An 11,175-nucleotide genomic window follows, 5' to 3' on the forward strand; every position below is an offset into this window, starting at 1 on the left:
ATTTTTTATTCGCTTTTACGCAAATAACATTAGCAAATTAAGAAGTATTGAAATAATCAAAAACGCTATTACTCCAACAGTTCCGTACAATGCTTTGTTTCCAACTTTATTTGGAAGTTCTTGCGGAGCATCGAAGAATACGAGATACTTGCGGCGACGAACCAGCAAAACCACGCCTACTATAAGCATGGCAATCATAAACATCCCATAAATTCCAGCTAGAATAAAACCGGTTGGTAGGCTAGCTAATTCCTGACGCGACATCTTTTCTACGTCAACCATATTTCCGCTTGCATCAACCAGCTGCTTTTCCAGCCACAGGGCAATTATGCTTCCTTGGAAATTCACAATCATATGAAGGAATATGCTGTAGCTCAACTTGGACGTACGAATATAAATGTAGCCAAAAACAAGTCCAAGTCCAAATGCGTAGAAGAATTGGAAAATGTTCATATGGAAAAGCGCGAAAGCAAGTGCAGAAAATACAATAGCTCGCTTTTCTCCGTACGCGCGCAAACGAGAAAGCAGCTGTTTTCTAAAAAGCCATTCTTCCACAATTGGCGCAAGAATTACCACGAATATGAAGGTTTCCCACATATTTCCCGCTGCAATAGTGTCTGATACGCGATTTTCTGCTTTGCCACCGCTAAGAACTGTTGCTAGGAAAACGCCAACTATATTACCAATGTACATAATCGGTATGCACACAGCAAAGAATCCGCCAAATTGGCTAAATTTCATAGAGAATTGTCGGGTTTTTGCCGCAGGAACAGTGCGCATAATAAGCATTGCGATTGGCAAAGCGACTAAATACTGCGAAATATCCGACACAAGTAATGTGTTAAGAGAGTCGCTTAGCATGCTCTTAGGCACAAACTGTGAAGAAAGGACTCCAAGAACATAGGCAACAGCAATCCAAACTACGAGGAATACGCATAAAGACATGCCAATAGTTCCTTGACGTTTGCGCGCTAACAAATAAGTGTCGTCGCGCCATGAATTTTGCAAATCTTGCATACTTATTCCTTTTTATTGCTGCTTTTGCTGCTGATTTAATTGCTGCTTTTTGTTTCTGCTTTTGTTTCTGCTTTACAGTTGATTAAATTATTTCAAAACGCCTTCAATAAGCTTTGTGATTAAATCGCTGTAGCTTATTCCAGTTGCTTCCCAAGCTTTTGGATACATGGAGATTGGCGTAAATCCAGGCATCGTGTTGATTTCGTTAAGAATTACGCGATCATCTTTAGTTACAAAAGAATCTACGCGACTTAGTCCCCGCCCATCTGCCGCTTTGAACGCTGCAAGCGCCGTTTTGCGAACGCGCTCTAAAGTTTCCGCTGGCAAGTTTGCTGGAACTTCAACGTGCGAAGCTGCGGAATCCATGTATTTGCTGTCAAAATCGTAGAACTGGTCTTCACCAGCCTCGCGCTTGTCTAGCACAACTTCTCCAGGCCAGCTTGCTTTCGGTTCTTCGCCGTCGCGAGCTGCAAGAACCGCGCACTCAATTTCTCGAGCGTCAATTCCCTGCTCTACTAACACTCGCCAATCGTGCTCTGAAGCCTCAAAAATAGCTTCTGCTAAGGCTTTAGCATCGCGCGATTCAACTTTTGTAACTCCAAAGCTAGATCCTGCGCGGCTTGGCTTTACAAAAAGCGGATACTCGAGTTTTGCTGCTTCAACTTGAGCAAGAATTTCTTCTGCGTATGCATCAAAGCGATTTTCCGCGTCGCTTGCAAACTTGCGCGCATCAAGTGCAATTCCAGGAGCAACATCAATTCCGGCAGCTTTAAACAGTTGCTTTGCATAGTATTTATCCATGCACGCAGCCGAAGCCAACACTCCACAACCAACGTATGGAACTTGCATCATTTCTAGCAAGCCTTGCAAAGTGCCATCTTCACCGTTTGGACCGTGAAGAACTGGGAAAACTGCGTCAATATGACCCAAACTTGTAAGTGTACCGTCATTTTCGCGGGCTAAAAATCCGTCTGCGCCTTTGGCAGGGTCAAGCACAACATCGCGCGTTCCAGCGGTTTTTGTGATTACTGGCAACTCACCCTCTTCCATGTGGAAGTTACGAGGATCTTCACCACCAACAATCCATTCGCCTTGTTTTGTGATTGCGATCCGCACAATGTCAAAACGATTTTCGTCTACAGCACTGAGCACTCCAGCAGCGGATATGCAAGAAATCGAATGTTCGTCTGCCTTACCGCCATACAAGAACACTACACGCTTTTTCGTCATTTTTTTCCTTTATATATTTTGAATTATTCTAATTATTTTGGACTAGTTTTGATTATTTTCGCAAACGCTACTTACTCTTCGCAAACGTCGTCGTCGAAAAGCATTGCGAGCATTTCTTGGCAGGAGATTCCTTCTTCAAGCACGCGAGCCATTGCACTTGCGAGCGGAGTCGCAACGCCCAAACGCTTGCCCATTGCAACTACTGCGCTTGTAGTTGGCACGCCTTCTGCAACACCATTGCTCACAGCTGTTGCTTCTTCAACGCTCATGCCTTTACCAAGATTTGACCCAAAAGTGTAATTTCGGCTTAGAGGAGATCCACAAGTTGCAACTAAATCACCAAAGCCAGCAAGACCTGCAAAAGTGCGCGAATCTGCGCCTTCTGCAACGCCCAATGCCGTCAATTCTGCCAAACCGCGCGTTTCAATCATAGCCGCCGTGTTTTCACCGTATCCCGCGCCTCGAGCCATGCCAACTGCGAGCGCAACCACGTTTTTAAGCGATCCGCACATTTCTACACCGATTACGTCTGTTGACACAAATGCTTTAAAGTAGCTGTTTGAGCATGCTTTTGCAACTACTTCTGCCTGAGACTTTTCTGCGCAAGCAACTACTGCTGCAGCCGGGTGGCGAGATGCAACTTCCTTGCTCAAGTTTGGTCCAGAAAGTGCAGCAAAACGGTTACGCGGCAAGTTCAATGCTTCGCACACGACTTCATCCATGCGCTTTCCGGTTGTGCGCTCAATGCCTTTCATAAGCGAAACAACAATCGCATTTTGCGGAATCAGCCCCACAAATTCTGCTAACGCAACGCGAGCAAACTGTGCCGCAATAGCCACAACTACAATATCCACATTCGCAACAGCCTCCGCTCGATCCCCAGTTGCAGTCATGTTTTCTGGAAGTTTTTCTACGCTAGGCAGACGCACGCCATTATGATGATGATCGCGAATTCCTTCAACAATTTCCGGCTCTATTGCCCACATTGTCACTTGATTTCCTGCATCCGCAAGTACTTGTCCAAACGCAGTTCCCCAAGCACCAGCACCCAACACCGTAACGTTCATGTTTTACGTCCTGCCTTTCGGTTGTGAGTTTTATAAGCTACTGTATAGCTATTTATTTGTAATCACACTATTACATAATTCTACACATGCCGCTTTACGGGATTTATAAAAGATACTTTATTTTATTCTTCTGTATATTTTTTATTCTTCCGTAACGCGTTTCATCTGCCTGTAATCGAAGTATCCTGCAGGAGATTTTTCTCCACGAATTTCTTCCATAATCTGCGTCATACGCACACGCACGCGACGAGCCAACTCTTCAGCAGATTCAAGAGGAGGTAGCTCTCCCCAATTTTCGCTTCCCTGCAGCAAGTCGGAATAATCGAGTTGGGTATCGTAGCACATTACAACATTTTTCTTTGGCCACGGCCACCAGTGGTTAATGCTTGCAGCACCCCACACAACAGCGCAAAATAGCGGAATCTGATGTCCGAGTCTACGCGATGCTTCGAGAGCGATTATTCCAACTCCGGGCTTCATGCTCATCGGCCATTTTTTAGGATCGCGCGTAACTGTTCCTTCAGGCCATACACTTAAAGGTCTGCCATTGGTGAGGATTTTAATAGATTCTTCTTCTATTTCTCGCGCTTTTCCGCTTCTGCGAGGAACCGACTGCATGCCTACAAGCTGAAACCATTTGCCTAAGATTGGCCAGTGAGCGAGTTCCGCTTTTGCCATGTAGCGCGGACGACGACCTTGGTGGAATAGTGCAGTCATAGGTATGAAAACGTCAAACATCGTCACATGCGTGCAAGCTGTAATAAACACGCCTTCTTCTGGCACGTTTTCCAATCCCCACGCGCGTACTTTGCAGCGCGAACGCAATACGCGCGACGTTCCTTCTAACAATCTTTCAGCAGCCTTAGGATTTTGCGCGTCAATTTCTGCCTGATTTGGCTTACGTTTTCCTGTTGGATAGTAATACGTTGGATCAACTAAATTGTGTTTACTTGCTAAAAGCTTTACTTGCTCATCACTGAGTGGTTTTACTGCACTTCTTGGCGAAGGTTTTCCTTTTGATACCATACGTCTATTGTGCCGCACGCTATAAACCTACGCTACGACCCACTTTTGCAATCAACCCATGTTTAGGAGAGCACACCCAAGCGAGCACGAATAAAGCGGTTGCTACGAGCACAATTGTTCCGCCTGTTGCTGTATCAAAGCTCCACGAAATATACATTCCAACAATCGAAGAAACGCACCCAATAACAGGAGCTAAAATCATCATTCTTGGCAGCCTATCCGTAAGCAGTCGCGCAGTTGCAGCAGGAGTCACAAGCAGAGCAAGCACAAGCACGTTTCCAATAATTTGCACGGAAACAACTACAGCGATAGCCACTAACACGTACAACATTCCATCTAACCATGCAACTGGCAATCCCATTGCGCGCGAAGTTTCTCGATCCATCGATACGCACACAAGCTCTTTGTGGAACATGCATAATATAGCCAAAATAATCAAACCAGTAAAAGCAACAACAGCAATATCTGAATCAGGAATACCTGTAATCGAGCCAAACAAGAAGGATTCCAAAGAGCCGGCGTAGCCAGATGCTTTAGAAATAATCACAATTCCAAGAGCGAAAGCAGATACGAAAAATACGCCAATAAATGAGTCTTCGCGAAGCCTGCGATTTTGGCTAAAAATAGATACGATTAGCGCAGTTGCAACTCCTGCGAGTGCTCCTCCAAATAGCAGATTTCCTTGCAATACGAAGGCTATAGCAAGTCCTGGGAATACTGAGTGAGCTACAGCATCTCCAATAAACGCCATTCCTCTAAGTACTACGTAGCATCCAACTACACCGCAAATTACGCTAGAAAGGCACGCTACAATAAGCGCTTTTAGCAAAAACCAAAGGTCTGGATTTGTTAAATCTTGTATAAATTCTATTGGAGATAACATTACTCTTTCACCACACTTTCCTTACCAATTACGCGCTCAACTGCTTTAATAAGCGGATTTTGCGGAGCTACGTGGAAGGTTCGTACCCACTGTTCTGTTTGCAAATGTTGCGGCTCATCGTCGCCCACAATAGTGCCATCAAATAGCATTATTCTCGAGCATGAGTTAATTGAACCAATAATATCGTGCGAGCTCATGAGAATTGCTTCACCAGAAGCAGACAATTTTAAGAACAAATCGGTAAGCAGCTCCTGAGTAGGCATATCAAGTCCAGTAAACGGTTCGTCTAGCAAAAGTAAACGCGGCTCTCCAGCCAATGCTCGCGCAACAAGAACGCGTTGCCGCTGACCTCCAGAAAGTTCACCAATCGTGCGATCTTGGAAATCAGCCATTCCTGTGCGTTCAAGCGAGTTTAATGCGATCTCGTAATCTTCTTTTTTAGCGCGACGAACGTAACCAATATGACGAATCCTACCCATCATCACTACATCTAAAACAGAAAGTGGGAAATCCCACGCAATATCGTGACGTTGAGGCACGTATCCAACGTAAGATACGCGAGAATTAAGTTTCGCACCTTCCATATGAGGAGCACGCACTTCGAGTTTTCCAGTATGCGGAATCAAACCCATAATTGCACGAAATAGCGTTGTTTTACCGGCACCGTTTGCGCCAAGTAATCCCACGAATTCGCCACTATTAATGGTAAAAGAAACATCTTTTACAACAGCGCGATTCCCGTACGAAATATTCAAATTTTGTGCGCAAATTACTGCATTTTCTTCCATATTTATTACCTTTAACACTTTCACTTCAAACATTTCGCTAAAGAATCCGCGTTAGCTCGCATCATATCCGCGTAAGTTCGCACATTCGCGTCGAAAGCGTCACCATAAATTGGACAAACTTTCACATGTGCTTCAGACGCAAGCTCTTTAAGCACAGACGAGCGAGAAATCAAATTCGGCTCCAAAAACACTGCAGGGATTTCCAAGTCGCGTAAAATTTGCGAAAGTCTGCGCCTATCTTGCACGCTCGGTTCGCTTGAAGGATTGATTGTTACAAATCCCGCAATATTTACGCCATAAGCTTTACCTAAGTATGCAAAAGCGTCATGCGTTGTAACCAAGTTGCGACGCTCTTTTGGAATTGACGCAACTTTTTTACGCATATAAGCGTCTACGTCGAGAAGTTTATTAATATATCGATCCGCATTTGCGCGATATTTGCGAGCATTTTTAGGATCGACTTCGCACAAGCGGTCAGCTATTGTGCGCACATAAGCAATTCCGTTTTTCACTGACTGCCATAAATGCGGATCAATATCTCCATGAACATGTTTTCCAAGAACAGCTTGAGGAAGTTGATAAATTTTCTGCCTTGCAAATCCAAGGAATCTATAGCCTTGTTCAGCTGGAATTTCTTTTAAAGCATTAGTCGGCACTTCTACTACTACGTCTCGCGGCTCATAGTATACGCGCTTTGGCGCAACTGACCGCTTTTCTTGCAAAGTGTCAACTCTGTACAAAAATCCGCGTTTAGCTAAATCGTAAGCCAAATCTGCATGGCCTTGATTCAAAACTACGCTAGCTCCACGCTTTTTCGCTAATTTCTGCGCGTTAATGCCAACAGCAAAACGCATAGTTGCGTTTCCTAAACTTGCAACTCTTTCGTTTTGAGCATTGAGCATATCTGCATGAAAGTCGAGAGTGTATTCTCCTGGCTTACTAAAAGCCCAACTTAAATGCGTGTGCGCGTCCGCAGGCAAATCTACATGATCTTCATCGTTAATTCCGTTTGCTGAATTAACGTAAGTTTCTACACTTCCAAAAGTGCCAGTAAGGTAAGCGAAAAGCGAACCAGGACCAGTTACTTTAGTTGCAGTTAAGCGGATCCTGTCCGAACGCTTCATGTTGTATGCTTTTGGCTTTATTACAGTAGCGCGTCCTTCTTTCGTTACAGTGGAAGGCGCGTTTGATTGCGAAGATTGAGAAACCTGAGAAGACTGCGACTTATCAGGTTTCTCTTGAGATTTTTGTTGCTCTTTAGCATCTTTAGCTTCCTCAACCGTCTGCGAAGTTTGGCGTTCTGTAGCAAGACCAAGCCAAATAGTGTCCAACGACACATCTTCGACCATTGGAATAATATCCGCCGCATGTTTCACGCTTTCTTCAGCAAGTTGCACATTTGGCACGCCTTTTCGCAAATTTGCGTCTAAAGCAGTAATAACACCATGCTCCTCAAGCATCATGTAATTACTAAAAGCCACATCCGCATACACAACGTCTCGAATTGAACGCAATCGTGGCTCGTAAGAGTGCGGATCTGCATTATCAGGTACGATTGAACTCACATTTGCAGCATCCCCTGCTACATTCGCCACCATATCACGCAAAACGCCTGTAGTTGTAACTACATTAATGCGACCATCGCGATGTCCTGCACGATTCCCGTTAACACTACCACAAGCAGAAAGCGGCAAAATAAGCGCGACGACTGCAATTGCACCAATCGAAGAAAACAAAGTTTGCTTTACTCTTCTGGGCCTATGAATCACCCTCACACACTCCTACTACTAATAGCGCAACAGCCAGTTGAAGTTAATAAGTCCGCGATTGTAGAGATACCAAATCCCTGCACCCAAAACGCCAAGCACAGCAATAATTCCACCAGCAAGAAGCGAATAAGCAAGTAAAGGATTTCGCTTAAATAATCCTGTTACACCTTTTGCTTCAGACTTCGCAACATCGTCATTATCGTTCAATTTCTGTCGGTACAAACTTTTAGCGAGCCTCTTGTTACTAATTTTTGAAACAAGACCTTTATGCTTTTTAGCTTTTCTTGGCAATTGTTTTCCAGAGTGTGAATTGTTCAATCCTAAACCACGACCACCAACAAAAGGATTTCCGCCACTACCATTATTGCCGCTAGGACGAAGCAACTTATTAGGTTCTGCTGGACTATAAGGTGCAGGAGGACCAACTTTTTTGCCTTGTGTATCTTTTTTCCCCTTGCTTGGCCCGCCGTCAGCATACCCCATTGGTGTTTCTTGTGGATCTACACCAACAGCAACATGAATATTGCGAGTTACTGTAGAATTTCCGTCGGAAGCTTGGAATTGCAATGTGTAATATCCCGGTTCGTCGAAATCCCAATTCGCATGAGCATGCGTATTTGCAGGTATCGTATAATCTGTTGCTCCTTGAGTGGAGAAAATCTCTTGATCTCCACCGCCCAAACCGCCAAACATCCAAACGCGTACGTTTCCAGGACCTTCAACTCCTGTTAGGCTCAATTGAGTTGGCTTATGCGGATTCATAGACTGATTATTCCAACCCATCCATGGCACACCATCAATTTGTGTTTGCGGTATACGATACACGCCGTTAGTTTTACCAGCATCACCAACTGCGAATACAACTGTATCCGGGTCTCTAAAGACGTGGCTTCCTGTCACATCTTCTTGCACAGCCATATCAACTTTATTTGAATCGCCAGTATATACAGCAATATCAACGTGACCGTGGTCTATAACAAGCTTGTCGCCCTTGATGTCTTTGAACTTTGTCACAGCAGATTGCTGACTTTGAGAAACTTGCTTTCCGCTTTTAGCGTTATGTTCCCCATGAATAAGACCACCATTATTACTTCCAAAAAGTCCTTGTTGTTGCATTTTTGCTCCAGGCCATGGAGTCACATACACAGTGTTGTTGTTACCGTTAATGAAGAAAGATCCGTTACTTTGTTGCACATTAATGCTGTGATCCTCACTTTGAGAATCGTCATCATCATCTGAATCTTCTTCGTCGTCTTCACCATCTTCATCACCATCAAAAGATGCGCCATCATAATCAGCAAAATCGCCAGCTGTTACATCATGATTAGTTACATGGAATGTATAAGTCTGCTCAGAACTTTGCTCCTCGTCACCAACGGTAGCAGTAGCCTTCATTTTTAACTTATACACACCAGGACGGTTAAAAGACCAATACATGTGCGAATGCTTGCCACCAGTCTCAGTAATGTCAACATCTTTCGGCCAGTTTTCAGCAGAGCCGAGCATTTTCTCATAATCGTCACCGCTGCGACTGTACATAAAAACTTCGCCGTTGTGGGGGGCTTCGATACCAGTTAATGACAGTTTGACTGTTGGATTAACTTTTGTAGAACCAGCTCCCTCATATAACGGTCTAGTATCTAAACCAGGCCATAATGCACCAGTATTTCCAGCTCCAGATTGATCAAAGAACCAGACTACACCTTCGCGAGTTGTTGCGTAGATTTCTTTTATTATCGGATCGTTCTCATCTTTGGAAAACTGCATGATATTTTTAGAGCCGACTTCAAAAATAAGCCGATTCGTATCGTAACGAGTGCCATTATGATCTTCATTTTCAAACGCATCACCCAAGGTACCTAATACCATGCGGTTATTTGTAGTATCAAAGAAAGTTGCAAAAACGTCAGTATGACCTTTATACGCATGGCACATTGCAACTTTACTATCAGCCGCAGGTTGTGAAGCAGTTTTATCTAAGCGAGCAGCTGCACACGCTTTAAAATTGGCTTGCTTTATTGCGTCAAAATCTTTAGAAGATTTCTTTCCGCTTACAACAGTTGCGTCACTGCCATTGTCAGCAAAAGCCGTGGGAGTTCCCATCATCATGCCACACAAGCACACGCCCACCAACAAAGCGCGAGATAATTTCTTTATACTATTACGAACCATTTTCGTCACACCATTATTTCCACTGAGTGCCATCAGATTGCACATTGTCTGATTGAGAATATTGAGAATTATTAATTGGTGACATTACTGTCGTTTCTTGATCACGCACTAGATTTGGCAAGGTATTGTCACCATTTGCATTATTCACAGAATTTGCATTGTTTGCATACTGTTGATTAGCTTGTGCAGAAACTTGCTTAGCAAGCGCAAGATTTCGTGCTTTCTTGCTTTTAACTACAGCTATTAGTACAAAAATCACAATAATTACGGCAATAATAGCCACAAAAATACCTACAATTTGAAGAACTAAAGCTGTATCGTCACTTTTTTCAGATACTTTGTGAGAATGCTTATGCTTGTTGTGAAGGAGTTCGTGATGATGATTAGCTTCATCTTTTTCGGATTCATCGTTATCTTCTTCATCTTGACCCTCTTCGTCGCCCTCGTTGCCACTTGCTCCAGCAGCACCCGCACCTAAAGCAGCATTAGGATCGGTATTATCTCCAACCGCAAAATTAAGAACACGCGTATCGCTTACTGCGCGTCCATTTTTAAGCTTTCCTGAAAAAGTAAGCTTTACATGATAAATTCCAGGCTTAGAAAACACCCAATTCACGTGAGTATGAGCGTTGGCTTCAATCCAGCTGTTTTGCGGATATCCTTTAGTACTATCCCAAAGTTGCTGTGGATTGTTGTTGCCATTTTCTAAGTAAACATGCAGTTTACCCGGGCCGCTTACTCCTTCAAGAGAAAGGTTTGCACCGCGATCGAGCTCGTTAAGCACGCCACCTTCCTGCGTATTCCAACCAAGCCACGGCACATCAGGATTTTGAGTTTGTGGAATTACGTAAAGCTTGGTTCCAGGCTTTTCGCCAATAAAACTGTAGGCAGCATCATCAGGCATAGGAATTATTGAATTGCCACCTAATTTAAATACCACATTTTCTGGGTCTCGCCACACTGGTTCGTCACCAGTATCATCGCGAATCTTCAATTTCCATTTGCCGTCGATTAGCGTTGGTCCAAAATCAGCATGACCTGCTTGAATCATAACTGGCTGATTGCCTTCATTAGCATAAGCAGTTTCCTGCATTGGATTTGGTGCGCATAAAGATGCAACCAAAGTTACTAAAGAAAATATGAGCGCAAGCAACGCAGTAGAATATACATGCTTTCGTTTTACTTGCAATGTTTCATTTTGTTTGTAATTCATTATTTAAACT

9 protein-coding genes are annotated in these 11,175 nt (G+C 43.8%); all 9 read right to left on the reverse strand.

Annotated elements, in window-relative coordinates; translation table 11 throughout:
- Positions 1-15: 15 nt before the first annotated feature.
- The 9 genes from A5295_RS02880 to A5295_RS02920 all read right to left on the reverse strand — a co-directional run bounded on the left by A5295_RS02880 (position 16) and on the right by A5295_RS02920 (position 11,165).
- On the reverse strand, positions 16-1,017 hold the full coding sequence (locus A5295_RS02880; RefSeq protein WP_064621650.1) for a CPBP family intramembrane glutamic endopeptidase: 1,002 nt from the start codon (positions 1,015-1,017) through the stop codon (positions 16-18).
- Positions 1,018-1,104: 87 nt separating this feature from the next.
- On the reverse strand, positions 1,105-2,247 hold the full coding sequence (locus A5295_RS02885; protein ID WP_064621651.1) for a D-alanine--D-alanine ligase family protein: 1,143 nt from the start codon (positions 2,245-2,247) through the stop codon (positions 1,105-1,107).
- A 71-nt stretch (positions 2,248-2,318) separates the two neighbouring features.
- A complete protein-coding gene (locus A5295_RS02890; RefSeq protein ID WP_064621652.1) occupies positions 2,319-3,314 on the reverse strand; it encodes an NAD(P)H-dependent glycerol-3-phosphate dehydrogenase in 996 nt (331 codons plus the stop codon).
- 141 nt (positions 3,315-3,455) lie between these two features.
- On the reverse strand, positions 3,456-4,340 hold the full coding sequence (locus tag A5295_RS02895; protein ID WP_004109108.1) for a 1-acyl-sn-glycerol-3-phosphate acyltransferase: 885 nt from the start codon (positions 4,338-4,340) through the stop codon (positions 3,456-3,458).
- 19 nt (positions 4,341-4,359) lie between these two features.
- Positions 4,360-5,223 (reverse strand): anchored repeat-type ABC transporter permease subunit, encoded by an 864-nt coding sequence (locus A5295_RS02900; protein WP_004109107.1) that lies wholly within the window; start codon positions 5,221-5,223, stop codon positions 4,360-4,362.
- Positions 5,223-6,011 carry an anchored repeat-type ABC transporter ATP-binding subunit gene (locus tag A5295_RS02905; RefSeq protein ID WP_012914491.1) on the reverse strand — a complete coding sequence of 263 codons (789 nt, stop codon included), beginning with the start codon at positions 6,009-6,011 and terminating at the stop codon, positions 5,223-5,225. Before A5295_RS02905 ends, A5295_RS02900 begins: the two co-directional genes overlap by 1 nt.
- A gap of 20 nt (positions 6,012-6,031) precedes the next feature.
- Entirely contained in the window at positions 6,032-7,747 is a 1,716-nt protein-coding gene (locus tag A5295_RS02910; protein ID WP_231875275.1) for an anchored repeat ABC transporter, substrate-binding protein, read from the reverse strand.
- A gap of 51 nt (positions 7,748-7,798) precedes the next feature.
- Complete coding sequence (locus tag A5295_RS02915) at positions 7,799-9,952, reverse strand: choice-of-anchor M domain-containing protein (protein ID WP_180963751.1); 2,154 nt, start codon at positions 9,950-9,952, stop codon at positions 7,799-7,801.
- 13 nt (positions 9,953-9,965) lie between these two features.
- Positions 9,966-11,165, reverse strand: coding sequence for a choice-of-anchor M domain-containing protein (locus tag A5295_RS02920; RefSeq protein WP_004109103.1), 1,200 nt, complete (start codon positions 11,163-11,165; stop codon positions 9,966-9,968).
- Positions 11,166-11,175 lie beyond the last annotated feature (10 nt).

Source organism: Gardnerella sp. 26-12 (genome assembly GCF_001660745.1).
Taxonomy (GTDB): Bacteria; Actinomycetota; Actinomycetes; order Actinomycetales; family Bifidobacteriaceae; genus Bifidobacterium; species Bifidobacterium swidsinskii.

Excerpts from the sequence above, each read along its gene's own strand:
- A5295_RS02880 (WP_064621650.1), bottom strand. The coding sequence starts at position 1,017 with ATGCAAGATTTGCAAAATTCATGGCGCGACGACACTTATTTGTTAGCG.
- A5295_RS02885 (WP_064621651.1), bottom strand. The coding sequence starts at position 2,247 with ATGACGAAAAAGCGTGTAGTGTTCTTGTATGGCGGTAAGGCAGACGAA.
- A5295_RS02890 (WP_064621652.1), bottom strand. The coding sequence starts at position 3,314 with ATGAACGTTACGGTGTTGGGTGCTGGTGCTTGGGGAACTGCGTTTGGA.
- A5295_RS02895 (WP_004109108.1), bottom strand. The coding sequence starts at position 4,340 with ATGGTATCAAAAGGAAAACCTTCGCCAAGAAGTGCAGTAAAACCACTC.
- A5295_RS02900 (WP_004109107.1), bottom strand. The coding sequence starts at position 5,223 with ATGTTATCTCCAATAGAATTTATACAAGATTTAACAAATCCAGACCTT.
- A5295_RS02905 (WP_012914491.1), bottom strand. The coding sequence starts at position 6,011 with ATGGAAGAAAATGCAGTAATTTGCGCACAAAATTTGAATATTTCGTAC.
- A5295_RS02915 (WP_180963751.1), bottom strand. The coding sequence starts at position 9,952 with ATGGTTCGTAATAGTATAAAGAAATTATCTCGCGCTTTGTTGGTGGGC.
- A5295_RS02920 (WP_004109103.1), bottom strand. The coding sequence starts at position 11,165 with ATGAATTACAAACAAAATGAAACATTGCAAGTAAAACGAAAGCATGTA.